The organism is Arthrobacter sp. 9V (assembly GCF_902506065.1).
In the GTDB taxonomy this organism is placed as follows: domain Bacteria; phylum Actinomycetota; class Actinomycetes; order Actinomycetales; family Micrococcaceae; genus Arthrobacter.
Genome location: NZ_LR732912.1, coordinates 1,827,167 through 1,851,534 on the forward strand (window position 1 = coordinate 1,827,167; position 24,368 = coordinate 1,851,534).

26 protein-coding genes and 2 tRNA genes are annotated in these 24,368 nt (G+C 60.5%); 22 read left to right on the top strand and 6 right to left on the bottom strand.

Annotated elements, in window-relative coordinates:
- Positions 1-76 precede the first annotated feature (76 nt).
- The 5 genes from BACI9J_RS08535 to BACI9J_RS08555 all read left to right on the top strand — a co-directional run bounded on the left by BACI9J_RS08535 (position 77) and on the right by BACI9J_RS08555 (position 2,879).
- Positions 77-316 carry a hypothetical protein gene (locus BACI9J_RS08535; protein WP_159733989.1) on the top strand — a complete coding sequence of 80 codons (240 nt, stop codon included), beginning with the start codon at positions 77-79 and terminating at the stop codon, positions 314-316.
- A gap of 55 nt (positions 317-371) precedes the next feature.
- Entirely contained in the window at positions 372-995 is a 624-nt protein-coding gene (gene nadD / locus BACI9J_RS08540; protein ID WP_236558588.1) for a nicotinate-nucleotide adenylyltransferase, read from the top strand.
- A 7-nt stretch (positions 996-1,002) separates the two neighbouring features.
- Positions 1,003-2,226 (top strand): hypothetical protein, encoded by a 1,224-nt coding sequence (locus tag BACI9J_RS08545; protein ID WP_159733990.1) that lies wholly within the window; start codon positions 1,003-1,005, stop codon positions 2,224-2,226.
- 59 nt (positions 2,227-2,285) lie between these two features.
- On the top strand, positions 2,286-2,690 hold the full coding sequence (rsfS, locus tag BACI9J_RS08550) for a ribosome silencing factor (RefSeq protein ID WP_024816897.1): 405 nt from the start codon (positions 2,286-2,288) through the stop codon (positions 2,688-2,690).
- 116 nt (positions 2,691-2,806) lie between these two features.
- Positions 2,807-2,879, top strand: a tRNA-Ala gene (locus BACI9J_RS08555).
- Positions 2,880-3,002: 123 nt separating this feature from the next.
- On the opposite strand, the gene BACI9J_RS08560 is transcribed toward BACI9J_RS08555, so the two are convergent.
- Positions 3,003-3,593, bottom strand: coding sequence for a ScbR family autoregulator-binding transcription factor (locus BACI9J_RS08560; RefSeq protein WP_159733991.1), 591 nt, complete (start codon positions 3,591-3,593; stop codon positions 3,003-3,005).
- A gap of 386 nt (positions 3,594-3,979) precedes the next feature.
- On the opposite strand from BACI9J_RS08560, the gene BACI9J_RS08565 reads away from it, so the two are divergent.
- A tRNA-Ala gene (locus tag BACI9J_RS08565) sits at positions 3,980-4,052 on the top strand.
- A 64-nt stretch (positions 4,053-4,116) separates the two neighbouring features.
- On the opposite strand, the gene BACI9J_RS08570 is transcribed toward BACI9J_RS08565, so the two are convergent.
- Positions 4,117-4,494, bottom strand: coding sequence for a cupin domain-containing protein (locus BACI9J_RS08570; RefSeq protein ID WP_159733992.1), 378 nt, complete (start codon positions 4,492-4,494; stop codon positions 4,117-4,119).
- Between the two features lie 199 nt (positions 4,495-4,693).
- On the opposite strand from BACI9J_RS08570, the gene BACI9J_RS08575 reads away from it, so the two are divergent.
- The 5 genes from BACI9J_RS08575 (at position 4,694) to BACI9J_RS08595 (ending at position 10,392) form a co-directional block, all read left to right on the top strand.
- Positions 4,694-5,815 carry a class I SAM-dependent methyltransferase gene (locus BACI9J_RS08575; RefSeq protein ID WP_236558598.1) on the top strand — a complete coding sequence of 374 codons (1,122 nt, stop codon included), beginning with the start codon at positions 4,694-4,696 and terminating at the stop codon, positions 5,813-5,815.
- A 170-nt stretch (positions 5,816-5,985) separates the two neighbouring features.
- Positions 5,986-7,236 carry an ROK family transcriptional regulator gene (locus BACI9J_RS08580; protein WP_159733994.1) on the top strand — a complete coding sequence of 417 codons (1,251 nt, stop codon included), beginning with the start codon at positions 5,986-5,988 and terminating at the stop codon, positions 7,234-7,236.
- Between the two features lie 116 nt (positions 7,237-7,352).
- Positions 7,353-8,711 (top strand): extracellular solute-binding protein, encoded by a 1,359-nt coding sequence (locus tag BACI9J_RS08585; RefSeq protein WP_442858658.1) that lies wholly within the window; start codon positions 7,353-7,355, stop codon positions 8,709-8,711.
- Positions 8,708-9,577: a carbohydrate ABC transporter permease gene (locus BACI9J_RS08590; RefSeq protein ID WP_159733996.1), complete on the top strand. Its 870-nt coding sequence runs from the start codon at positions 8,708-8,710 to the stop codon at positions 9,575-9,577. The genes BACI9J_RS08585 and BACI9J_RS08590 overlap by 4 nt, the downstream gene beginning before the upstream one ends.
- Complete coding sequence (locus tag BACI9J_RS08595) at positions 9,574-10,392, top strand: carbohydrate ABC transporter permease (RefSeq protein ID WP_159733997.1); 819 nt, start codon at positions 9,574-9,576, stop codon at positions 10,390-10,392. Before BACI9J_RS08590 ends, BACI9J_RS08595 begins: the two co-directional genes overlap by 4 nt.
- A gap of 7 nt (positions 10,393-10,399) precedes the next feature.
- Here BACI9J_RS08595 and BACI9J_RS08600 read toward each other — a convergent pair whose 3' ends face one another.
- Entirely contained in the window at positions 10,400-10,603 is a 204-nt protein-coding gene (locus BACI9J_RS08600; protein ID WP_442858638.1) for a hypothetical protein, read from the bottom strand.
- A gap of 115 nt (positions 10,604-10,718) precedes the next feature.
- On the opposite strand from BACI9J_RS08600, the gene BACI9J_RS08605 reads away from it, so the two are divergent.
- The 6 genes from BACI9J_RS08605 to BACI9J_RS08630 are packed head-to-tail and all read left to right on the top strand — an operon-like array spanning position 10,719 to position 15,816.
- Positions 10,719-11,726, top strand: a complete 1,008-nt coding sequence (locus BACI9J_RS08605) for an AAA family ATPase (protein ID WP_159733999.1) — start codon at positions 10,719-10,721, stop codon at positions 11,724-11,726.
- 12 nt (positions 11,727-11,738) lie between these two features.
- Positions 11,739-12,692: a DUF58 domain-containing protein gene (locus tag BACI9J_RS08610; RefSeq protein WP_159734000.1), complete on the top strand. Its 954-nt coding sequence runs from the start codon at positions 11,739-11,741 to the stop codon at positions 12,690-12,692.
- Positions 12,682-13,152: a hypothetical protein gene (locus BACI9J_RS08615; RefSeq protein WP_159734001.1), complete on the top strand. Its 471-nt coding sequence runs from the start codon at positions 12,682-12,684 to the stop codon at positions 13,150-13,152. The genes BACI9J_RS08610 and BACI9J_RS08615 overlap by 11 nt, the downstream gene beginning before the upstream one ends.
- Positions 13,143-14,114 carry a vWA domain-containing protein gene (locus tag BACI9J_RS08620; RefSeq protein ID WP_159734002.1) on the top strand — a complete coding sequence of 324 codons (972 nt, stop codon included), beginning with the start codon at positions 13,143-13,145 and terminating at the stop codon, positions 14,112-14,114. The genes BACI9J_RS08615 and BACI9J_RS08620 overlap by 10 nt, the downstream gene beginning before the upstream one ends.
- Positions 14,096-15,112, top strand: a complete 1,017-nt coding sequence (locus BACI9J_RS08625; RefSeq protein ID WP_159734003.1) for a vWA domain-containing protein — start codon at positions 14,096-14,098, stop codon at positions 15,110-15,112. The genes BACI9J_RS08620 and BACI9J_RS08625 overlap by 19 nt, the downstream gene beginning before the upstream one ends.
- Complete coding sequence (locus tag BACI9J_RS08630; RefSeq protein WP_159734004.1) at positions 15,109-15,816, top strand: hypothetical protein; 708 nt, start codon at positions 15,109-15,111, stop codon at positions 15,814-15,816. The genes BACI9J_RS08625 and BACI9J_RS08630 overlap by 4 nt, the downstream gene beginning before the upstream one ends.
- Before the next feature lie 24 nt (positions 15,817-15,840).
- On the opposite strand, the gene BACI9J_RS08635 is transcribed toward BACI9J_RS08630, so the two are convergent.
- A complete protein-coding gene (locus BACI9J_RS08635) occupies positions 15,841-16,344 on the bottom strand; it encodes a DUF2004 domain-containing protein (RefSeq protein ID WP_159734005.1) in 504 nt (167 codons plus the stop codon).
- A gap of 50 nt (positions 16,345-16,394) precedes the next feature.
- Entirely contained in the window at positions 16,395-17,360 is a 966-nt protein-coding gene (locus BACI9J_RS08640) for a LysR family transcriptional regulator (RefSeq protein ID WP_159734006.1), read from the bottom strand.
- A 396-nt stretch (positions 17,361-17,756) separates the two neighbouring features.
- Here BACI9J_RS08640 and nrdH point away from each other — a divergent pair, with 396 nt between their 5' ends.
- The 4 genes from nrdH (at position 17,757) to nrdF (ending at position 21,783) form a co-directional block, all read left to right on the top strand.
- Entirely contained in the window at positions 17,757-17,999 is a 243-nt protein-coding gene (gene nrdH / locus BACI9J_RS08645) for a glutaredoxin-like protein NrdH (RefSeq protein ID WP_011775022.1), read from the top strand.
- A gap of 62 nt (positions 18,000-18,061) precedes the next feature.
- Positions 18,062-18,532 (top strand): class Ib ribonucleoside-diphosphate reductase assembly flavoprotein NrdI, encoded by a 471-nt coding sequence (gene nrdI, locus BACI9J_RS08650; protein ID WP_159734007.1) that lies wholly within the window; start codon positions 18,062-18,064, stop codon positions 18,530-18,532.
- Between the two features lie 11 nt (positions 18,533-18,543).
- Positions 18,544-20,685, top strand: a complete 2,142-nt coding sequence (gene nrdE / locus BACI9J_RS08655; protein WP_268891990.1) for a class 1b ribonucleoside-diphosphate reductase subunit alpha — start codon at positions 18,544-18,546, stop codon at positions 20,683-20,685.
- Between the two features lie 123 nt (positions 20,686-20,808).
- Positions 20,809-21,783 (top strand): class 1b ribonucleoside-diphosphate reductase subunit beta, encoded by a 975-nt coding sequence (gene nrdF, locus BACI9J_RS08660; protein WP_011775019.1) that lies wholly within the window; start codon positions 20,809-20,811, stop codon positions 21,781-21,783.
- A gap of 58 nt (positions 21,784-21,841) precedes the next feature.
- Here the strand turns inward: nrdF and BACI9J_RS08665 are convergent, their stop codons facing one another.
- Positions 21,842-23,248: an HNH endonuclease gene (locus BACI9J_RS08665; RefSeq protein ID WP_159734008.1), complete on the bottom strand. Its 1,407-nt coding sequence runs from the start codon at positions 23,246-23,248 to the stop codon at positions 21,842-21,844.
- A 125-nt stretch (positions 23,249-23,373) separates the two neighbouring features.
- On the opposite strand from BACI9J_RS08665, the gene BACI9J_RS08670 reads away from it, so the two are divergent.
- On the top strand, positions 23,374-24,366 hold the full coding sequence (locus tag BACI9J_RS08670; protein ID WP_159734009.1) for a dienelactone hydrolase family protein: 993 nt from the start codon (positions 23,374-23,376) through the stop codon (positions 24,364-24,366).
- The last annotated feature ends 2 nt before the right edge of the window (positions 24,367-24,368 follow it).

Below are 24,368 nucleotides of genomic sequence, written 5' to 3' on the forward strand. Positions count from 1 at the left end.
GTAACATAGAACAGAAGTCCGGAACGGTGGGGAGCCCTGCCGTCGAAAATCCTTTGAGAACCAACTAGGGGAGAAGATGCTGTTTCAGCAGATCGCCACGTCCATTGCCGCCCAAACTGAAGGCGGCCACGAGGAACTCGCTCCGTTGTGGGCCGAGCCGTGGGTCTTCGGCGTCGTGATGTTCACCCTCATGCTGGTTCTGCTGTTCGTTACCCTTTCCTACACCAACCTTGGCAACCGCCATGAGGCTGTGGAAGAGCACGCTGATCCGCACCGCCAGCACCCCAACAAGCACACGCACGGCCAAGGCCACTAACATTATCGCCGCAACACCGCGTGGGGAGGCGGGGCGCAGGCTCCGGCTGGGCGTGATGGGTGGAACGTTTGATCCCATCCATCACGGCCACCTTGTTGCTGCCAGTGAAGTGGCAGCAAAGTTCGGCTTGGATGAAGTTGTTTTTGTTCCTACAGGCCAACCGTGGCAGAAGTCGCACAAGCTGGTCAGCCAGCCGGAGCACCGCTACTTAATGACGGTGATCGCCACAGCTTCGAATCCAAGGTTCACAGTCAGCCGGGTTGATGTTGATCGTCCGGGCCCCACGTTCACCATTGATACCCTCCGTGACCTCCGTGAAGAGCGTCCTGACGCTGACCTTTTCTTCATCACGGGCGCAGATGCCTTGGCTCAGATCCTTTCGTGGAAGGATGTGGACGAGTTGTGGTCCCTGGCTCACTTCGTCGGCGTTACCCGTCCCGGACATGAACTCAATGATTTGGGGCGAACCGATGACGTCAGCCTGTTGGAAGTCCCCGCCATGGCAATCTCCTCCACGGATTGCAGGACCCGAGTGGGCGCAGGGAATCCGGTCTGGTACCTCGTACCTGACGGAGTGGTGCAGTACATCGCAAAGTATGGACTTTACGCAGCGCCCGCCAATGCAGCGGAGCTGACGCCCGCACTTTCCGCATCAGACGACCAAGCACGTACTGAATGAGTTTTGAATGAGCAGCCAGGACCAGCGACCCATCCGCAGCAGGCGTGAGCTTCGGCGCGCCCGGGAAGAACACCCCGACGCACAGCAAGTGGAGACCTCCGCGCCTGCGGAGGTGGAAAACCCTCCGCACACTGAGCGTCCCAACGGCCGTAATCGACGTGCCGCCGATGTTCCGGTGGATGCCGTGGGCCCGGCAGCCCAGGAACGTTCCTCCCAAATCCGCGCCAGGGATCGTGCAGCCCTGCGCACTATCAAGGAACTGGCCGACAAGGAAGAGCAACTCTCCGGCGGGGGACCCCCCACACGTCGGCAGCTGCGTCTTCAGCAACTTCAGGCCGAAGTTGCCACCTCAATGAATCCCATTGTTCCCGCGCCCGCGGGTTCAGTTCCGGCGTCCGGGCCTGAAAAGGACGCACCGCAGCCGAAGTCTCCGGGCGCTCCCGTGCGCCCGGCGGATGCTGCGGGGAACAGCAAGGCCCCCGCGGAGTCCGAAATGTCCGTGGAGCAGGCACTTGCTGTTCGGCAACTGATCGCCGCCCAGGTGGAAAATCAGACGGCAAAGCTGGAGCATATTGCCGAGCAGGATCCCTTGGCTGTGGATCCTGATGTTCTTGCCCAGCAGATTGCCCTCGCCGAGCGTGCTGCCGTCCTGAACAAACGTGCCGCCGCCAAGCAGAAGCTTGCCGAGAAGACCCAAACTGATTCCGGAAAGAGCACCCCTGATTCCGGAAAGAGTGCGCCGGTTGCCGGAAAGCCGGATTCGGCTACCGGGGGGAACGGGAAGTCGCCGTCCGCCACTGCAGGTCCGTCCACGGCCAACAACCTCGCAATGGTGACTCCGTTGGAGTTCGTCAAGATGCCGGGAATCGAACGTCCTGTCATGAAGCGCCCCAGCACGACGTTTGTCCCGCTGGTCACTTCAGCCGGGCCGAAAGTAGGCTCCGGGCAGGCTCCCGCTAAAAAGCCGGGGACACGTGGCCGCGCCGGCGTTCTTGCCCGGGCAGAAGCGGTAGCGAAGTCGGCCCGTAACCGAGCCGAGCCTACGGCGGAGGCAAGCGAAGAGGGGCAGCGCCTGCCGGTTTCGGCCAGCGCCGCGTACGGCCTCGACCCCCTGGACGCCAACACTGCAGGCCTGGCCCGCGCGCAACGAAACAGGTTGATGCAGTTCGGCGTCCTGGCATTGGGCATCGTGGCCCTCATCGTCGGCATCATTATGATCACCAGCGGCTAATTCCGCTGAACAACGGCTCACGCCAAACATAGGCCCCTGGCCACAACAAGGAGTACCCCGTGTCTGCACATGAACAATCCATTACCTTGGCCCGTCACGCCGCGCGTGCCGCGGCAGAGAAACTTGCCGAGGACATTGTCGCGCTGGACGTCAGCGAGCGATTGGCGCTCACCGACGTTTTCCTGATTGCATCGGCTCCCACCGAGCGTCAGGTCAACGCCATTGTTGACGGTATTGAGGAAGAACTGATGAAGCAGGACCTTCGTCCTGTACGCCGCGAAGGACGATCAGAGGGTCGTTGGGTTCTGTTGGACTACGCGGACATCGTGATCCATGTCCAGCACTCCGAGGATCGAGTGTTCTACGCTCTGGAGCGGCTGTGGAAGGACTGCCCTGTGGTGGACCTCGAATTGGGTGATGACGCTTCTGCCAAGGCTGTTTCCGTTGAGGATTCCGAGCACTAAGAGCAGCGGCCAGCCGAAATATGTCCGATTTGGAATTTTCGGAAATGCTGTTCTAAGATATTTGAGTTGCTTCGGCGCGGAAAGCTGAAAAGCTGAACGTGAAGCAGCAAGAATATGGGGCTGTGGCGCAGCTGGTAGCGCACCTGCATGGCATGCAGGGGGTCAGGGGTTCGAGTCCCCTCAGCTCCACAAATGAGGCCCTGCCGTTTTCATGAATCACATGAAGACGGCAGGGCCTTTTTCGTGCCCGGAGTCCGTTTCGGGGCTCCGTGCGAAAAATCTCTCTGAGTGGAACTCCGGCCGGCAGTACAGCTAGCTCGTGGCTGCCGGACGCAGCACCGGCAGCATGAACTGCCACATCTGTTCGATCCTGAGCATCAGGTCCTCACGTGATGTCAGGACATCGGAAACCATCTGAACCCCGGTGAAGGAGGCAACCAGGTATCTGGCAAAGGCTGCGGAATCAACGTCGGCGCGGACGGTGCCATCCATGGCTGCCTCCAGCAGCAGTTGCTCTGCTGTGTTGATCCAGTCCTGGTACGGGCCTGAGACGTCAGCGTCGAAGGCAGAGGCTTCGAAGGTGAGCCGGATGCCGCCTTGAACCACTGGTTCGTCCAGGAGTTGTTGCCCGAACATTCTGCAGAGTCCCATGAGCCTGTCCAGGGCGGGTGCTTCCGAGGCCGCTATCTCGGACCCGGCCGCCAGCACGATCGCGTGCTGTTCCTCGATCACGGCCAGCGCCAATTCCCGCTTTGAGGTGAAGTGGAAGTAGAGCGCACCCTTGGTCACGCCTGCCCGCTTGGTGATGTCGGTGAGGCTGGCGTTCCCGTAGCCGACTTCGGCGAAAACCCTGCCCGCGCCTTCGATGACGGAGAGCCGGGTGTCTTTCGCGCGTTGTTGCATCGGTGGTGGATGGCCTCTCGGGTGAGGTGGGAGACGGAGGGCCATGCCGCCGTCGAGACTCCACAACGCTACCATCGGGGGCCTAACGGACGGCAGAGCTGTAAACCGACTGAACGGTTTGGTTTTGGGCGAATGAGAATCTAGACTTTCAGAGAGCCCGCACGCTTTATCAGGCGGCTCCAGCGCAGCTGGTTTTGGGGGGAGGTGCGGGGGAGTAATCCAACGCACCTCAGCTGCTGCCGGCCTCAGCAGGGCAGGCGGGAGCAGTGATGCAGCTCATGCTGCAGCGATTTCGCTTCTTACGTGAATGTGGTTAGTATTGACGAGTTGCTTCGACGGGAAGAGAAATCAAACCGTTTGCAGTCAATGTAGTTTCAGTAAAATCCGGGGCTGTGGCGCAGCTGGTAGCGCACCTGCATGGCATGCAGGGGGTCAGGGGTTCGAGTCCCCTCAGCTCCACTTCGGTTGAAAGACCCCGCTCATTGAGCGGGGTCTTTTTTTGTTCCAATTCACGCTCCTGGAACTATCCGGCGGGGCGGGCGAATTCGGCGCCGCTCACAAATTCAACGCCTTGGAACGCCTGGTCACCTACCACGTGAGCGTTGTGACCCGGCGGGATGGAGTAGGAATCGCCGGCCGAAATGCTGATTTTGCCGCCGTCGTTGGTTTCTACTTCCAATGTGCCGGAGACACAGAATCCCACGTGGCTTAGCTCGCAAGAGTCGGTGCCAACTACGGGTTTGACGCAGTCGGCCCAGGTCCAGCCTGGTTCAAAGGTCATTCGACCGATGGTGTACTCTCCCACGGTGACGAGGTCCAGCACCGTCTTGTCGGGGCGTCTCGTTTCGTCGGGAGAGTTGTGGGACTTTACTTCAAGGTTCGTGACAACATTGACACTCATGGCTTCTCACAGAGGGAGGGGAGCCCAATGGTAGGTGGATCCCGGTGCCTGGCTCCAGAGGCCGCCGCGACCTATGCCTGCTTCCGCCGGGGTGCGAGGGCATGGCAGGTGTTTGCATCGTGCAAGCACTAGGTTCCTCCCAAGCCACCCCAAAGTCGAGACAGTTAAGCATGAAAGCGAGAACCGCACGGTGACGGTAATGGATGTTGAAGCGCTCTTGGGTAGTTTGAGCAGGCTTCCTGACGTCGAAGCGGAGAATCTGCAGGCCTTTGACGCCACAGACAGGCTTCTGCTGGAAACGGCTGCAGATCTGCTTGCCCCCGACACCAAGGTAGTTGTCATTGGCGACCGCTACGGCGCTCTGACTTTGGGCGCCCTGGCCGGGCTCGGCGTTGGACATGTACGCGTCAACCAGGATCTTTTCACCGGAAGGCTTGCGCTGAAACGCAACGCCGCATCTTCCGGTTTGGATGGTCTCTTCACTGAGCACCCGTTGGGCCGGGAATTACTTGATGAGGCCGACGTCGTGCTTCTGCAGTTGCCTAAATCGCTGGCTGAGTTGGAGGAAATCGCCGACGCCGTTGCCAGGTTTGCAGCCCCGCATGCAGTCCTGCTCGCCGGGGGTCGCGTCAAGCACATGTCCCTTGGCATGAATGCAGTACTGGAACGTTATTTCTCCTCAGTCCAGCCGCAACTTGCCCGTCGGAAGTCCCGGGTCCTGATGGCGCGGGACCCCAAGTCAATTTCTGTTGAGCTTCCCTTTCCGGTGGTGGAAACCCTCCCGGAACTGGGCATTACAGTGTGTGCGCACGGTGCGGCTTTCTCCGGCGCCCGCCTGGACATAGGTACACGCTATCTGCTGACGTTCATGGACCGTATGCCGCCCGCCCGGCGGGCTGTGGACCTGGGTTGCGGAACCGGTATTCTCGCCACCATGTACGCCCTTCGGCATCCGGAAGCCCGCGTAGTGGCCACCGACCAATCCGCGGCGGCCGTGTCATCAGCCAAGGCCACCGCAGCGGCGAACGGGCTGGGCGGGAGGGTGGTGGTGATTCACGATGACGCCATGTCCACCTTGGAGCCGGGCAGCGCAGACCTCATCCTTCTGAACCCTCCGTTCCACTTGGGAGCCAGCGTGCACGCAGGGGCCGCGCTGAAAATGTTTCAGGCCGCAGCCCGGGTCCTCGCTCCGGGCGGCGAGTTGTGGACCGTCTACAACAGCCACTTGCAATACAGGGCTGCCCTTGAACGGCAGATCGGGCCAACAGTGGAGGAAGGCCGGAATCCGAAATTCACGGTAACGCGCAGCCGCAAGTCCTGAGCGGAATCCAAAAGCAGTTGAGCGCATGCCGGCCACTGCACTCCAACGGCATCGTTACCAAGCCCTGATGCCGGTGTCCGCGTGTGCTCATATCCGTAAGGGCAGCGGTATCGTACGATTCAGACAAAGACCAACATCGACGAAGTTCATCCCAATGACGAGGGGCATCAGTGACTGAGATCCGGCAGCCGACACCGAGGCGCGGAACCAACCTTCCCCGCATGGGGGACTTCAATCTAACCGTCATTCTGGAGGCGATCCGCCGCTCATCAGGCGGCCTTAGCCGCGTTGAGTTGGCCCAGATCGTGGGCCTCTCCCCGCAGACGATTTCCAACATTTCCAGACGTCTGCTGGATCAGCAGTTGATCATGGAGGCCGGCAAGGAAGGGTCAGGGCCCGGCAAGCCCAGGACCATACTGCGCCTTAACCCAGCCGGGATGTACGCTGTGGGCGTTCACCTGGACCCGGCCGTCATTACCTTTGTTGTTCTGGATCTGCTCGGTGACGTCGTCAAGCATTCCCGCATGGCCACCCCCGGCGGGGATCCGGCAGGGGTAATCACCAGCATCGCAGGACAGATCAATATCCTCATCGAGGAATCAGGGGTGGATGCGTCCAAGATCGCCGGACTGGGCGTCGCTGTTCCCGGCCCGATCGACCTCGACGAAGGTTCTGTGGTGGAGCCGCCGCTCCTGACGCGATGGAACCGCGTACGGATCAGGGAAGCTTTGGCCGAAGCGACCGGCATGGAAACGCTGGTAGACAAGGATGTGACCAGCGCCGCTGTGGCGGAAACCTGGGCTGGCGGAGCCAGCGGTGCCGGAAGCTTCGTGTTCATGTACATGGGAACCGGCATCGGCTGTGGCATTGTCCTCAATGACGAAGTAGTGCGCGGGACCTCGGGCAATGCTGGCGAAATCGGACACATCGTCGTAGACCCCGGCGGTCCGCAGTGTGACTGTGGGCTGCGTGGCTGCGTGAAATCCTCGTGCATCCCGCAGGTGCTGGTGGCCGAGGCCGAGGCCGCTGGTGTTCTGGAAGGGCACCGGGCCGGAGCGGACGGGCCTGAAGTCCAGGAAAGATACGCCCAGTTGTGCGACGCTGCAGATGCCGGTGACAGTAAGGCAATCGCCATCCTGGACAAGTCCGCAACACTGGTTGCACGTGCCGTTTCCGTAGTGACCAACACTCTGGACGTGGAGCGCGTCGTCTTCGGCGGTCCGTTTTGGGGGCGCATGGCGCCGTACTTCATGGCCCGCGTTCCGGAACTGTTGGAGAAAAACAACGCAGCCCGCATGATCCACGATCTCGAGGTTGTGGGTTCCGGGGTAGGTGAAGACGTTGGCGCCATTGGTGCAGCCTGCTTGGTTTTGGAGCACATGCTGGCACCGCGGGCGCAGCGGCTCCTGCTGGAAGGCTAGCTTCAGGCAGGACAAGTAAATATCCACAAGGCTCGGCCACGTCGCAGGTGTGTCACGGTGAAGCATGGGGGCTGCAGCCACGTTCGACTGAATGGAGCAACATGCGCCGCCCAGTGATAAAAGCACAGGTGAAGTTCGCCGCCGCCCTTGTTTCAGTCGCTGCCGTACTTGCGGCAGCGACGTCTTGTTCTTCAACGCCTGAATCTGCGGCGGGCAAATCCCTGAAGATCGTTTATCAGAAGACCAATTCGTTCACGGCCTTGGACGAGGCCATGCAGGACGCAAAGAAAGAATTCGAAGCCTCCAACACCGGAGTGACAGTGGACCTCCAGCCCATCCAGGCCGATGACGACGATTATGGGACCAAGCTGGCCTTGGCTCAGCGGTCGGGTGACACGGCACCGGATGTCTTCTATGAGGACACTTTCAAGGTGCGTTCCGACGTCGACGCCGGCTACCTGCTCAAGTTGGACGGTTATCTTGAGAAATGGGATGACTGGTCGGAGTTCAACGAAGCAGCCAAGGAGGCCGGCCGTGCGGACGATGGCGGTATCTATGCGGTTCCGTTGGGCACCGATACCCGGGCAATCTGGTACAACAAGGCTGTCCTGCAGAAGGCTGGAATTGCGGTGCCTTGGCAGCCGAAAACCTGGGACGAGATTCTGAGCGCTGCCCGCGCAATGAAGGCCGCAGATCCCAATGTCATCCCCTTCAATATGTATGCAGGTAAGGGCACCGGCGAAGGGACTGTCATGCAGGGCTTTTACGAGCTGCTGTATGGCACGGACAGCAGTTTGTATGACCCGGGTGAAAAGAAATGGGTAGTGGGTTCCCAGGGATTCACCGACTCCTTGGCATTCCTGAAGACTCTGTATGACGAGAAACTCGCCGTGAGTCCCGCCGAAGCGCTGGACGCCAACGTCTGGAAGAAGGTTTTTGGCGAGTGGTTCCCGCAAGGCAAACTTGGCGCAACCGTGGAAGGTTCCTATTCGCCGTCGTTCTGGCAGAAAGGCGGCACCTATGAGTGGGCCGGCTATGAGCAGGACATGGGCGTAGCGATGTTCCCTACACAGAAGGGGCAGGATCCCGGCGGCGTGAGCATGTCCGGCGGTTGGACCTTGGCTGTGGGGGCCAAGAGCAAGAACCCTGAGCTTGCCTTTAGCTTCCTTACCACCGTGCTGAACAAGAAGAATGCCCTTGCCTACAACGTCAGCAATTCCCAGATCGCCGTGCGGACCGACGTTGCCTCCGAGCCTGATTACTTGGCAGCCAACCCGTTTGTGAAGGATGTATCGGACTTGGTGAAAGTGACGCACTACCGGCCTGCGACCGCCGATTACCCCCGGATTTCCACTGCCGTCCAAGTAGCTACTGAGTCGGTCATCACGGGTAAGCAAAGTCCTGAGGACGCAGCGGCTGAATACGATGCCACCGTCCGTAAGCTGGTAGGTGAGGACAAGGTCCTGGAGAAATGAGAATTCGCCGCTTCCTGCGGCTGCTCCCGGTAGTTCCGTCTGTTCTTCTGCTCCTGGTATTCCTGCTGGCTCCAGTGCTGTGGTCCTTTTACGCATCGTTTACGGACGCCGCGTTGTCGGGGAAGGCTGCGAGGGATCCGCAGTGGGTGGGTGCGGAGAACTATGTTCGGATGTTCAGCGATGACTCCTTCCCGTTGGCGGCGTGGCTTACGGTGGTGTTCGTTGCCGCGTCCGCCGTGGTGGGACAGAACGTGTTGGGCTTGGGCATTGCCTTGCTGATGACGCGATCGCGCAGGGCAACGGCATCGTGGGTAGGAACCGCCGTGGTGGCTGCTTGGGTGCTTCCTGAGATTGTGGCAGCGTTTGCCGCGTATGCCTACTTCAACAGGGACGGAACGCTCAACCAAGTGCTGGGTTCCTTTGGAGGCGAGGGACCGGATTGGTTGTACTCGTTTCCCTTGGTGGCAATCGTTCTGGCGAACACGTGGCGGGGGACTGCTTTCTCCATGTTGGTCTACAGGGCAGCGTTGGCCGATGTTCCCCGCGATGTGGCAGAAGCGGCACTTATGGATGGCGCCCGAGGCTGGCAACGGCTCGCCTTCATCACGCTTCCGCTGATACGGAGCAGCATAGCCACCAACCTGATGCTGATCACGCTTCAGACGTTAGCCGTGTTTACCCTGATCTGGGTGATGACTGCAGGCGGTCCTGCCAATGCCAGCACCACGTTGCCCGTATTGGCGTATCAGGAGGCCTTCAAGTTCGGTGACATCGGCTACGGCACCGCTGTTGCTTCCGTACTGATTCTCCTGGGCATGGTTTTCGGTGTGGTGTACGTCCGGCTGCTACGGGAGCAACGGGCATGATCACCAGGGCCAAACCGGGTGCGGACATCGCTTTGGCGGTAATCGGTGTGTGCTTTGTTGCGCCGTTGCTGTGGTTGCTGTTGGCAGCCTTCGATCCGCATGCCGGTTACCAGACCAAAGTTCCGGTGGCGCCATCGGTTGAGAATTTCCGTGCTGTGATGACTCCAGAGTTGTTGTTCCGGCCTTTGGCCAACAGTTTCCTGTTGTCAGCGGGTACTGCCGTGGTCAATGTCGTTGCTGCTGTTCTCGCCGCGTATCCGTTGTCCAGGTACCAGTCCCGGTTCAATAAGCCGTTCTTGTATACGGTGCTGTTTGGAACGTCGTTGCCGGTGACGGCCATCATGGTGCCTGTCTACGGTCTGTTTGTTCAGCTGCAGTTTCTGGATTCCATGGCGGCCACAATCTTTTTCATGGCCACCACCACTTTGCCCATGGCGATTTGGATGACCAAGAACTTCATGGATTCGGTGCCTCTTGAATTGGAGGAAGCAGCGTGGGTGGACGGGGCATCGAGCCTTGTAGCACTGAGGCGCGTTGTGTTGCCGCTGATGAGGCAGGGCCTGGGAGTGGTGTTTATCTTCGTTTTCATCCAGGCATGGGGGAACTTCTTCGTCCCTTTCATCCTGTTGCTGTCCACCGGCAAGCAGCCGGCCGCGGTGTCCATCTTCAGTTTCTTCGGCCAGCACGGCGCTATTGCTTATGGCCAGCTGGCGGCGTTCTCCATTCTCTATTCGGTTCCTGTGCTGGTGCTTTACGCGCTGGTATTCCGTGGCATGGGAAACTCATTCGCCCTCTCCGGCGCTATGAAGGGCTAGCTGTTTTTCAGTCGATGTCCTCGATGATTTCGCCGTAAGGTATTGATTCGTCCAGGTGGGCTTGGTGGCCCGTGGACCCTGTGTTGTAAACAATCCGGACTCCGTGCCGTTGGTCCGCTGCGGATTGGAGCAGGACCGGCCGTACGGCGTCAATGACGTGCTGGTCCTGGGAAGCGAGGTAGTTCTGATAGGCGGCTGGTAGCTGATGCATGGCAAAAGGATAGACCTCCGGAGTCCACATGGGGAGGGGTCCCCATTGCGGGGTGGATCCAGGAAGGCTTGGATAGAGTGGCCGTTTGACATCAACGCCAGCGAGGGGACCACGAGTGCAACAGATCACAGCCATGGCCGGAATCGATGCCCCGGATATGGCGCGTGCCCAGCAACTCGTGGGCAGCATCGTCCGCAGCTTCGAAAATAAAGTGGTGGGCCAGGCGAGGCTGCGTGAGACGTTGGTTATCGGCTTGTTGACCGGGGGCCATGTGCTGTTGGAAAGCGTGCCCGGCCTGGCCAAGACAACAGCGGCTCAGGCCATAGCTGAGTCGGTGAGTGCAGAATTCCGCCGGATACAGTGCACACCGGACCTGCTGCCCAGCGACATCGCGGGTACGCAGATTTTCGACGCCGCCAAAGGTACTTTCGTCACGCAACTGGGACCGGTTCACGCCAACATTGTCCTGTTGGACGAGATCAACCGATCAAGTGCCAAGACGCAGAGTGCCATGCTCGAAGCGATGCAGGAACGTCAGACCTCCATCGGCGGCGAGTCCTATCCTTTGCCGCAGCCCTTCCTGGTGCTCGCCACACAGAACCCCATCGAGCAGGAAGGGACGTATCGTCTTCCGGAAGCACAGATGGACAGGTTCATGCTCAAGGACGTTCTTGACTATCCGAGCCCTGCGGAGGAAGCCGAAGTCATCCGGCGGATTGACTCCGGAGTATTCAGTGCGGAACAGAAGCCTCCGGCCGCTGCCTCCCTTGACGCTGTGATGCAGGTTCAGGAATTGGTTCGCAGGGTATATATAGATCCGGCGATCGTTCGCTACATAGTGGGGCTCGCGTATGTCACCCGCAATGCTTCACAGTATCTGGAGCCCCGGCTGGCCAACGTGGTGGAATTCGGGGCCAGCCCGCGGGCGAGCATAGCGTTCAGCCAGGCAGCACGCGCCATGGCCCTGCTCAAGGGGCGTGACCACGTCATTCCTGAGGACGTCAAAAACCTCGCGCATCGGATCCTTCGTCACCGCATCATCCTCGGATTCGATGCTGTGGTTGAGGAAATTTCCGTAGAAACCGTGATCGATGCCGTGTTGGCATCCGTTCAGACGCCGTAGCGGGGCCGGCACGTGCCCAGCCTCCTCCGCCGCGTTAAATCGAAGATGTTCATCTTCGCCCACCGCCGGACACTGACCCTACTGGACGGCGAATACGGTTCGGTTTTCAAAGGCCGCAGCCTGGACTTCGATGAACTGCGCGCGTATGTCCCTGGCGACGAGGTCCGGGACATCGACTGGAAGGCCACTGCCCGCCACGGGTCACCACTGGTCAAGCGCTACGTGGCAGTTCGCCGCCACTCCGTCCTCCTGTTGGTGGATACGGGCAGGAACATGGCCGCGCAAGCATTGTCCGGGGAGCCCAAGAAGGACATTGCCGTCCATGCAGCCGGAGTGCTGGGTTACCTGGCTTCCCGTCACGGTGACGACGTCGGTCTCCTGCACGGGAACGCCACTGCGTCCAAGTACCTCCCGCCCAGCAGCGGCGAAGAGCATCTGGAAAGGCTGCTCCGCGAAGTGGATGCGAGCGCATCCCTGGAGGCGCCGGCCAGTGGGATCGCCGAACAGTTGGATTACGTGTTGAGGTACTTGAAGGGCCGTTTGCTCATTGTCGCCGTTGCGGATGAGTTCCTGCCCGATACCCGTACGGAGACTTTGATGCGCAGGCTGCGCGGCCGGCACGAAGTACTGTGGTTGACCGTGCGTGACGCCCGACTCGCTGCCGGGCCCGACGCCGAACCCATTGAAGGGTCAGGGAGCCTTATGGCCGAGAGCACCGATGTAGGCACGGGGCAAGGAATTCCCTTTTCCCTGGCCATAAACGCGAAGGTTCGTGCCGCCTACGCTGCGGCAACACTGGAACGCGAGAGGCAGCGGCGGGAAGTGTTCTACCGGCTCGGGATTGCAGAGGAACAAACAACCGGCAGTGAAGACGTCCTGACCTCAGTCTTCGCACTCCTCGAAAAGCACCGCTCACGGGCTTTCACGGCAAAGACCTCCGGCAGGGGCGGTACCCGTGCAGGATGACGCAGGCTTCTATTCACCTCTGCAGTATCAACCGCACTGGTTATGGCTTGGAATCGTACTGGTGTTCCTCATTGGAGCCTGGTACGCGTGGATCCTCCTGTCCGGCCGCCAGAAGGCTCCAGCCCACCCGGGTGCTCCGGCCCCACGTTTTCCTAACCTTGAGTCACTTCGAACCGCTTGCCTGGCTGCAATCGACGCCACAGCAACGGACGCCGACGCCGGCCGCTTGCCCGAGCGCGACGCCCACCAAAAGCTGAGCTTGCTCGTGCGCGAGTTCGCCGGAGCAGCCACCGGCCTGCCCATGACCTCCATGACCCTCGAAGACCTCCACCGCCACGAATTCAAAGACCTGGCATCAGGTATAGCCGGAATCTATCCCAACGAATTCGCATCCGTGCCGGTTCACTCCGTCAGGCATTCAGCAGAAGCCGCGCGAGAGGTGGTGCGCGCATGGAACTGAGCTACTGGTGGATACTTCCCTTGGCCGCAGCAGCGGTGACCTTCACCGCCTGGCTGTATGGCCGTCGTCGTTCCTCAAAGACCAGACCCATCGCCCACGGTGAACGGCTCACCGGTCTCCCTGAATACCAGCAGGCCCTACGCCGGCACCGCACACGCCTGGCGCTCGCAGTGGTGTTGGGCGCGGTGTTCCTCGCTGCCACCGTCACGGCCGCGGCGAGACCCGTCCACCGCACAACAGAACAACCGGAAATCAGGAACAGGGACATTGTGCTGTGCCTTGACGTGTCCGGGTCCATGACCAGCACAGACGCCGCCATCGCAGCAGTATTCGAAGACCTGGCCAAGGAATTCGACGGTGAAAGAATCGGGATGGTCATCTTCGACAGCAGCAGCGTCCAACTCTTCCCGCTCACCGACGACTACCAATTCGCCGCCCAACAGCTCACCCAAGCCAAGGAAGCCTTGGACAGCGGTACAGGGTCCTTCTTTGACGGCACCTGGAACGGAGAAGGCTCCTCCCTCATAGGTGACGGGCTGGCATCCTGCGTGCAGAGCTTCCCCGGCACCGAGGCAGGGGAGCGCTCGCGGTCCGTGGTTCTGGCCACGGACAACTTCCTCTCCGGTGAACCCATCTTTACCTTGGAGGAAGCCGCAGCCGTGGCCGCCGACAAAAAAGTAAAGGTCCACGCGCTCAACCCCGGAGACATGGACTATGGCGGGCAACCCGAGCAGCCCGGAGGCCTGCTCAAGGCAGCAGCTGAACAAACCGGTGGCAGCTACTTCACCTTGGATAGCCCGGACGCCGTGCCGGGCATCGTCCGGAAAGTGCAGGAGACTGAAGCCGCCAGCTACCGTGCAGCGCCCCGGGTAGCGATTGCTGACGCCCCGGACTGGCCATTGGGAGTCGCCTTGCTTGCCGGTACAGGCATGCTGCTGCTGGGATGGCGGCTGGAACCATGACCTTCGCACCCATCATCCCCTGGCCCCTGCTGGCCCTGAGCTTCGTCACCTTGCTGGGCTTCACCGCATGGACCCTCGCTCACCGTGGACGAAGCCGGCCGAAGCGAACCTGGCAGCCGGCAGCGTTGCGGAGTGCCGCCGTCGCACTTCTACTCCTTGCAGCTCTGCGGCCCGGCTGGGATGGCGGGCAAACCCAAACCGGCACAACGGACCTGGACGTGTTCTTCGTGGTTGACACCAGCACCAGCATGGCCGCGGAAGACTACAACGGAACCAGCCCCCGGCTATCAGGAGTCCAACAGGACGTCATGGCCATCGCCAAAGAACTCGCCGGAGCCAAATTTTCGCTTATCACTTTCGACAACAAAGCCACCGTCCGCATGCCCCTGACACAGGATGCAACAGCACTACAAACCGCCATGGCTACCCTGCAACCCCAAAACAGCAGGTACGCCAAAGGAAGCAGCGTGACCGGAGCGGCGCAACTCCTGAAAGAAAGGCTCGAAGCCGCCAAGCAGCAACACCCCGGTCGCCCCGCTCTGGTCTTCTACGCCGGCGACGGTGAAAACACCAGTACAGAAGCGCCGGCTCCCATGGACGCCGGCAATGTGGCCGGGGGAGCGGTACTCGGCTACGGAAGCGGGCAAGGCGGCCGGATGAAGGAAACCTCCAAAGCCGACGCCGGTTATGTGAGGGACAAAACCTCCGATACCCCGCAGGACGCCGTCTCACGGATCGATGAAGGCCAGTTGCGCTCTATCGCAGACCAACTCCACGTCCCTTACACCCACAGGACAGGCACCGAGCCAACCTCGGAAATGCTGAGCCAAGCCCGCCCCGGTGCCATGGGCGCAATAACCCCTGACGCTCCGGGCCGTGTGGAACTGTACTGGCTGCTCGCCCTGGCCGCGTTCCTCCTGGCAATCCAGGAACCCTTGCGGCACTTCACCGCCCTACGATCCCTTCGGCCTGCCATGCGGAAGGAGCCCGCCCCATGAACCAGGACAACTCACGACGACGGCGACGCCGGCTCGCGCTCTGGTCAGCGCCACCTGCGCTCCTGGCGCTCGCCGTCGCCGCGAAGCTCTTGAGTGTTGGTGTGCTGGGCGCTTCGGCCGGGCAGTCCTTCGACGCCGGCGAACAGGAGGGGGTGGCCAATGCGGCGTCGTGGCTGCAAGTGGCCAACCTTCTGGAACCCCATAAGGGACTCTTCGCCTCGGGCGACGCCCACGTTATGGCTGGTGACTTCGCTTCTGCACGGAAGGACTTTGAGTCGGCGTTGGCGGCGGGGGCGGGCGTTGATGAATGCAGGGTGCGCGTGAACCTGGTGTTGAGCATAGAGAAATTGGGTGACGGGGTCGGGGAACCGGATGCTGCGGTCCAATTGTTCAAGGAAGCCAAGGCCGCAGTGGAAAGTGCTCCGCAGCAATGCCATGCGGCCGGGCCGGCAAACTCAGCTGGTGAGGGTGAGAGCCTGGACGCGGCTCAAGACCGTCTCAATGGCAAGATCTCTGCGGGTAAGTCGCCAACCGAGGACCCTTCCGCACCTACCCAAGACACCCCATCAGCCCCCAACCAGGAGCAGCTTCAGCGGCTTGAAGAGAGTGCGCAACAAGCCCAGCGTGGTCGTTCCGAGGGCCAGGAGCGTGGCGAGTACCTGCGGGGGCCGGACAAAGCCCCGGGCGTGGACCGGCCGTGGTGAACTTAGCCAAATTCAGGAAGGGGGCTACTCCCACAGGATTTCGTCGTCCACCACGCCGTCTTCGTCGGCGGCCGCCACCAGCAGCTCGTCCGTGAAGTGTGAACCGAGGGTGAAGTCCAGCACGAAGTACCGCTCCGGCTGGCCCGGGTAGATGGCAACGTGGCCGAGTTTGAGGGCTTTGAGGAAGATGTCGTTGGTGAGCTGGCCTTTGTCGGTGACGCCGAAGACGGACTCGAGTTGCTCTTCTTTTAGCTGGGAGCTGTGGAAGTGCAGGAATTGTTGGGGGTTGGTGCCGTCCTGGTCCAGTTCGTCGGCGATCATTTCCCTGACTTGATCCACGAGCTCGGGCAGGAAGCGCAATCTGTAGTCCACCTTGCGCATGGCCGCCTCGTCGAAGTGGTCGTGCGCGGTGACGTTGAGGTCCAGCTCCAGCTGGTTGCCGCCGAGTTCGTGTCTTGCGACGAAGCAATGTTCACGCCCGTGGTTGAGCTCGATCTCCCCGAAATGTTTGCTCGCTACCTTGCCCATGTGATCAATCTAACCCCAACAACGGGCGGGTTCCAGCACTTCGCACCAATTCACCTTTTGAGGTTCCGGCCCTTGACAGGAGCGGATTTCAGGGGGTGGAGCCCGCTCTTTCCCGAGGTGTCCCGGAGGGTGTCCGCAAGCAACTGTGTGAACAACTGCACTTGGGCTGTGCGCTTTTCATTGATGAGCAAGGCGAACACATTCCGCGCCAGCCGGATGTCCGGAACGTCAAGGACCACGACGCCGGGCGGTCGGTTCCGCAGCGCCAGTTCCGGTACCAGCGAGGCACCCAGGCCGGCGGCGGTCATTTCCAAGCTCGCATGGAAGTCGTCGCTGTATGCCACCACGCGGGGGTGGAGGTTGCAGCTGGCGAAGAGGCGTTCGATCACCAGGGCATCACTGGTGCCGGGGTGGTGGACGATCCATGGCATGTCCGAGAGGTGTGCGGCTTCAATCTCGGCGTCTTCCCGGATTTTCCAGGACGCAGGCAGCACTACCCGGAAGTCGTCGTCGCCAATCCACTGTCGCTCCAGTGAATGTGGCCATGCCAGGCCGGATTGACCCACCTGATAGACCAGCGCCACATCCAGTTCGCCGCCGCTGCGCAGGCCTTGAATGGTCTGCGCCGGTTCGGCCACGGAGACGCGCAACTCAATGCCCAGCCCGTTCCACCTTTGGTTCCGCAAAATCTCCGGCAGCACGTAGGTAGCCAGGCTGGGGAAGATACCCAGCCGCAGTTCCTGCGCGGGGGAGTCGTTGGTCCTCGAGGCTGCTGCCATGAGAGCCTCGACGTCGGTCAGTACCTTGGACGCGTGCCGGGTCATGGTCATCGCGGCCTCCGTTGGAATAACGCTGCGTGCTGACCTTTGGAAGAGTTCGACGCCGGTATCGCGTTCCAGCGCTGCCATCTGTTGGGAGACTGCCGAGGCTGTGTAACCGAGCTGGGCGGCAGCGGCGGCGAAGGATCCCAGCCGGGTGACCTCCATCAAGGTGCGGAGATGGAGAAGGTTGACCATCAGCCGATTTTAGCTGTTCGCCACGCCACATTTTCAAAGTGTCACGACACGCCGTATCCGGGCGACACGCTGGAGATTAAATGTGGCTAAGTAGTCCACAGGGTGTGGATGACATCTCTCAATTCGGCGGAATCGCGGACATTTTGAGAGCCCTTGCCTGTGGACGAGCGGTGGATTGAATGACATACTTGTAATACATCATCTTGGGGTTCCAGTTCTTCTCTTGCACTACATGTAGTATCGATTTACGGATTGAGCGGGAAACCAGCACAAGACAAAATCAGAGCGTGTTGGCTGTCACGGCAGCCCGCGGGCCGGTATCGGATTCAGTAGTTAGTTCCGGTTGAGCCCGCCAGATACGAAGAGCGACAGACTTCAACTAAGGGGACAGGGATCATGACCGTAACGGTTTACACGAAGCCGGCCTGTGTTCAGTGCAACGCAACCTACCGGGCACTGGACAAAAAGGGCATTGCCTACCAGAGCGTGGATATCTCGCAGGATGCCGAGGCCCTCGAGCGTCTCAAGGCGCTGGGTTACATGCAGGCGCCGGTTGTCGTAACCGAGCAGGACCACTGGTCTGGCTTCCGCCCGGACAAGATCGAGGAACTGGCCCAGGCCGTTTCCTCCGTGGCCTAAGTTTCATTCAAACTTCGCCACCACAGCACACTAAGAATTCCTATGTAGTGGAGGTGACTCCCATGGCACCGCTGGCAGCGGCACCCGTACGCGATGCTGCGGAAGCTGTGACCACGAGGAGTCACCTCATCTACTTTTCCTCGACCTCCGAGAACACCAAACGATTCGTCCAAAAACTGGGTACGGATGCTGCACGCATCCCGCTATATGCCCAGGATGCTCCGCTGAGAGCCCTCGAACCCTTTGTCCTTGTACTGCCCACTTACGGCGGGACAAACGGCGAAGGTTCCGTGCCGAAGCAGGTCATCAGATTTCTTAACGATCCCAGGAACAGGGAACTGATCCGCGGTGTTATCGGAGCAGGAAACACCAATTTCGCGGACAACTACTGCGCGGCGGGGGACATCATCTCCGTCAAGTGCAAGGTGCCGCATCTTTACAAATTTGAACTCATGGGAACGCCGGAAGACGTTCAGCGGGTCAACGAAGGGCTGGAAAAGTTTTGGACACAACTGTCGCAGAAACAGAAGTAACCGGGGGCGCTGTGGACACGGTCAAGAAGCCGCTGCCTGAGGCTTTCAAGGGCTTGGGTTATCACGAGCTCAACGCCATGCTGAACCTGTATGGCCCCAACGGCGAGATCCAGTTCGAAGCTGACCGCGAAGCTGCCCACCAGTACTTCCTGCAGCACGTGAACAACAACACGGTGTTCTTCCATGACCTGGAAGAGAAGCTCGACTACCTGGTGAAGAACCAGTACTACGAGCGCGAAACCCTTGACCAGTACACGATGAATTTCATCCGCGACCTCTTCAACCGCGCGTACAAGAAGAAGTTCCGCTTTGAGACCTTCCTCGGCGCTTTCAAGTTCTACACGTCCTACACGCTGAAGACTTTTGACGGCAAGCGTTTCCTGGAGCGCTACGAAGACCGCGTCTGCATGGTTGCCCTGCACCTGGCACGCGGCGACGAAGACCTGGCGAACCGCCTCGTCGATGAAATCATCGACGGCCGCTTCCAGCCGGCTACCCCCACGTTCCTCAATGCCGGCAAGGCACAGCGCGGCGAGCTCGTCTCCTGCTTCCTGCTCCGTATCGAAGACAACATGGAGTCGATCGCCCGCGCCATCAACTCCGCGCTTCAGCTTTCCAAGCGTGGCGGCGGTGTGGCTCTCTCGCTCACCAACATCCGCGAGCACGGTGCTCCGATCAAGCAGATCGAAAACCAGTCCTCCGGCGTCATTCCCGTGATGAAGCTTCTCGAAGACAGCTTCTCCTACGCCAATCAGCTCGGTGCCCGCCAGGGTGCAGGTGCCGTCTACCTGCACGCCCACCACCCGGACATCCACCGCTTCCTGGACACCAAGCGCGAGAACGCTGATGAGAAGATCCGTATCAAAACCCTCTCCTTGGGTGTTGTGGTTCCGGACATCACGTTTGAGCTCGCCAAGAAGAACGAGGACATGTACCTCTTCTCCCCGTACGACGTGGAGAAGGTTTACGGTGTTCCGTTCTCCGATATTTCGGTGACCGAGAAGTACTACGAGATGGTTGACGATTCCCGGATCAAGAAGACCAAGATCAGCGCCCGCGAGTTCTTCCAGACCCTCGCGGAGATCCAGTTCGAGTCCGGCTACCCGTACATCATGTTCGAGGACACCGTGAATCGGGCCAACCCGATCGACGGCAAGATCACCATGAGCAACCTGTGCTCGGAGATCCTGCAGGTTTCCTCACCGTCCATCTACGCCGAGGACCTCAGCTACGAGACCGTGGGCAAGGACATCTCCTGCAACCTCGGTTCCATGAACATCGCCAAAACCATGGATTCCCCGGACTTCGGTCGCTCCATTGAGACCTCCATCCGCGCCCTCAGCGCCGTGTCCGATATGTCCTACATCAACTCCGTGCCGTCCATCGCGCAGGGTAACGCCCAGAGCCACGCGATCGGCCTCGGCCAGATGAACCTCCACGGATACCTTGCCCGCGAGCACGTCCACTACGGTTCCGAAGAGGGCCTGGACTTCACCAACATCTACTTCTACACGGTGCTGTTCCACGCTCTGCGCGCCTCCAACCGTCTCGCTATTGAGACCGGCCAGAAGTTCGGCGGCTTCGAGAAGTCCACTTACGCATCCGGTGAATTCTTCGACAAGTACACCGAGCAGGAATGGGTTCCGGAAACGGACCGCGTCAAGGAACTGTTCGCCGGCCACCACATCCCCACCCAGGATGATTGGCGCGAGCTGAAGGCTTCGGTCATGGAGCACGGTATCTACAACCAGAACCTGCAGGCCGTGCCGCCTACCGGTTCCATCAGCTACATCAACAACTCCACGTCCTCCATCCACCCGGTGGCCGCCAAGATTGAAATCCGCAAGGAAGGCAAGATCGGCCGCGTTTACTACCCGGCTCCGTACCTGACCAACGACAACCTGGAGTACTACCAGGATGCCTACGAAATCGGCTACGAGAAGATCATTGACACCTACGCTGCTGCCACGCAGCACGTGGACCAGGGCCTGTCCCTGACACTGTTCTTCAAGGACACCGCCACCACGCGTGACATCAACAAGGCGCAGATCTACGCATGGCGCAAGGGCATCAAGACCCTCTACTACATCCGTCTCCGCCAGCTCGCGCTGGAGGGCACTGAGGTGGAAGGCTGCGTTAGCTGCATGCTTTAGTCAACCCTTACCGGTTGATTAGTTGTGGCCTTGGCCGCATCCAAAACTAAAGATTACGACGGCGGGCCACCACCCGCCGTCGTAGGCTTATCTCAAGAAAAACCATCGCTTAAAGGGGATGAAATGACCGAAAAGGTCAAGCTGCTGACACACGTCGAGGCCATCAACTGGAACAAGATCCAGGACGACAAGGACGTGGAAGTCTGGAACCGGTTGGTCAACAACTTCTGGCTCCCGGAGAAGGTGCCGCTGTCCAACGACGTCCAGTCGTGGCACACCCTGACGCCGGACGAGCAGCAGCTCACCATGCGCGTTTTCACGGGGCTCACGCTCTTGGACACGATCCAGGGCACCGTGGGCGCTGTTTCGCTGATTCCGGATGCGATCACTCCGCACGAAGAAGCCGTGTACACCAACATCGCCTTCATGGAGTCGGTGCACGCCAAGTCCTACTCGTCCATCTTCTCCACCCTGTGCTCCACCAAGGAGATTGACGACGCTTTCCGCTGGTCCCTCGAGAACGAGAACCTGCAGAAGAAGGCGCAGATTGTCATGGACTACTACCAGGGCGACGATCCCCTGAAGCGCAAGGTTGCCTCCACGCTGCTGGAGAGCTTCCTGTTCTACTCGGGCTTCTACCTGCCCATGTATTGGTCTTCGCGAGCCAAGCTCACGAACACCGCTGACCTTATCCGCCTCATCATCCGTGATGAGGCCGTGCACGGTTACTACATCGGCTACAAGTTCCAGAAGGGCCTGGAGAAGGTTTCCGAGGCCCGCAAGCAGGAAATCAAGGACTACACGTTCGAACTCCTCTTCGAGCTGTACGAAAACGAAGTCCAGTACACGCACGACCTCTACGACGGAGTCGGCCTGGCCGAGGACGTTAAGAAGTTCCTGCACTACAACGCCAACAAGGCCCTCATGAACCTCGGCTACGAGGCCATGTTCCCGGCTTCCGTCACCGACGTGAACCCGGCCATCCTGTCGGCCCTGTCCCCGAATGCGGACGAGAACCACGACTTCTTCTCCGGCTCGGGCTCCTCCTACGTGATTGGCAAGGCTGTCAACACCGAGGATGAGGACTGGGAGTTCTAAGCAGACGTCTTTGGAAGGCGGACAGCGAGCAGTCGCTGTCCGCCTTTTTTGTGTCTGATCACGTTCTAGACGACGAATGCCCTGGCAGGGGCGGTGCTTTTGAATGGTAGGTGTGGCCGGTTGGGGTGCTGATTTCCAAGGTATTCACATCGGCGTGAACCTCTCTGCTGCTCCACCCGGGGTTTTCTTTGGTGTGGTTGCAGGCTTCGCATAACCCGGCACTGTTCCCAAGGTTCGTTTTGCCGCCGGAACGCCACGGAACCACATGGTCAATGTGCCGGATGGGCGCGTCGCAGTAGGGCGTGCGGCAGGTATCGTCGCGGATTTCAATGAAACGCCGCAACCGGCCCGTGAAGAGCCTGGCCTTGGAATCGGTAGCAAGGAGTTCTCCCGTAGCCGGCGCCGTGTAGAGCCGGCGAAGCCAAACATCGAACTCCGGGTCCCGTGTTGCTTGGGCCGCCCCCGCTAACTGGGCTTCCTGCGTTGCGCCCGCTGACTGGGCCGCCCCCGCTGACCGTCCGGAACCGAGCATCCGACGTGAGCTGCCGCCCGGGCCCCGGGCGACTAGCTCCCTTGCCCATTCCGCCGGGACGATTCCGTAGCCTTGCAACCGCGCTGGTTCACTGTCGCCTTGGAACAGGGTGCGGTCGGTCATGACCAGGTCCAGGTTGATCCCCGCGAACCCACCCGGTGTACCGGTGACCCGTTGGACCAAAGTGTCCGCCATGACTTGGCCACGGGTCCGGACAACCCCGCCAGGATTTGCCTCCCCGGTGGAACGCGCCGAATCAGCCGCCCGTGTCAACGCCGCGTACACCGCAACGCCTTGGGCCACGGGAAGCAGGGCGGTCAGGTACGTCATGGTGTCCGGCGCAGGACGCAGACTCACGGTCCGCTCCGCAGCAGCACGGCTCGCACGACCCGCCACCGACCGCGGATCACGACGGTACGCGGCAGCCTTAGCCGCCGCAACGATCGCCCGATCACCCTTCCCCTCAAAGGTCCCGGCATCCGGGGCGAGCTCCTCGTCCACAGCAGCCCGGTCCTCAGCACTCAAGCACGCTGTTTCTCTCACCAGAAGCGTGGCCCGCCACTCATTCAACAACCCCGAATTCAACGCCGCCAACGTGTGTGGCATCTCCGTGACAAGAGCCTTCGCAAACCCCAACAACCTCGAGCCACGATTCGGGGACTCTCGGCGCGCCAACGCCACCTGAGCACCCACCCCCTGACCACGCTCCGAGGCAGGCACACCGGCATCAGCCTGCTCAGCACGCTGGGCCAGATCAAAAGCCACAGCAACCCGCGCCTGCAAAGCCGTGATGGCCGATTTCATCTCCTCCAGCACCCGCAACTGCTCGATCAAATCACTACTTACGGTGCCGCACTGAGCCACGCTCCGGGATGCGGCCCAAGGCGCAACGGACGTCGTCGTCTGCGCTTGCTTTTCCCGGATCTGCTTCATGATCCCAGTCTCGCAGGGGGCACTGACATTATTGGACCCTTGCCCGGCAACGGCGTTGAGCCTCCCACCCTTGCCCGCGTCTTCACATCAGGAGAGGATCATCACATCGTCTGGAAAGGTTCACCATGGTGCAGCTGGAAAAGTTCGAGAAGTATTTGATCGAAGAGTTCTACGATGACTTCCGCTCGGGGGAAATGTCGCACACGACGTTCACCCGGCGGGTGGCGTTCATTATGGGAAGCATGACCGCGGCCGCTGGGGCCATGACCTTGGTGGGCTGCACTCCCGAGGAGGTTCCCAGAACCACGGACCCAATGCCCATGCCTTCGCCCTCGTCCTCCGTGGTCTCGCAAGGGACGGCGGCAACGTCTGGGAACGCCACAACCGTAGTTCCCAACGCCAAGAGTCCCTTGTCTGTCCCGGAAGGCGCAGCTGGACTGAGAACAGCAACCATCACCTTCGACTCCGGTGGAACGGAAATCAGCGGCTACCTTGCCAGGCCCGAGGGTGGGCAGAAGGGGCCCGGCGTGCTGATCTGCCACGAGAACCGCGGGCTGACGCCGCACATTCAGGACGTCGCCCGGCGCTTCGCCAAGGAAGGCTACGCCGCATTGGCGCTGGACCTCCTCAGCAGGGAGGGCGGCACGGCCAACATGGATCCGGATGCTGTCCCGGGCGCGCTGACGCAGGCAGGGGCCCAACGTCACGTGGATGATTTCAAAGCCGCTTTCGAGTACCTCAACGGCCAGGAATTTGTAGAAGAGGGCAGGATCGCCATGATCGGTTTCTGCTTCGGCGGCGGCATCACCTGGCAGGCGTCCACGGAAATCGGCGGGCTCAAGGCCACGTCAGCCTTCTATGGTCCCGCGCCGGACCTGGCCAAAGTGCCCACCATCAAGCCGGCCGTGTTCGGTGTCTATGCCGAGAACGACGCACGCATCACCGGAGCCATGCCGCAACTCCAAGAAGCGCTGGACAAGACCAGCGTCAAGCACCAGCTCAAGGTGTACCCCGGAGTGGACCATGCCTTCCACAACGACACCAGTGAACGCTACGTGGAGGCCCAGGCAACGGCAGCGTGGAACGACACCCTGGCGTGGTTCAAGGACAACCTCTAAGC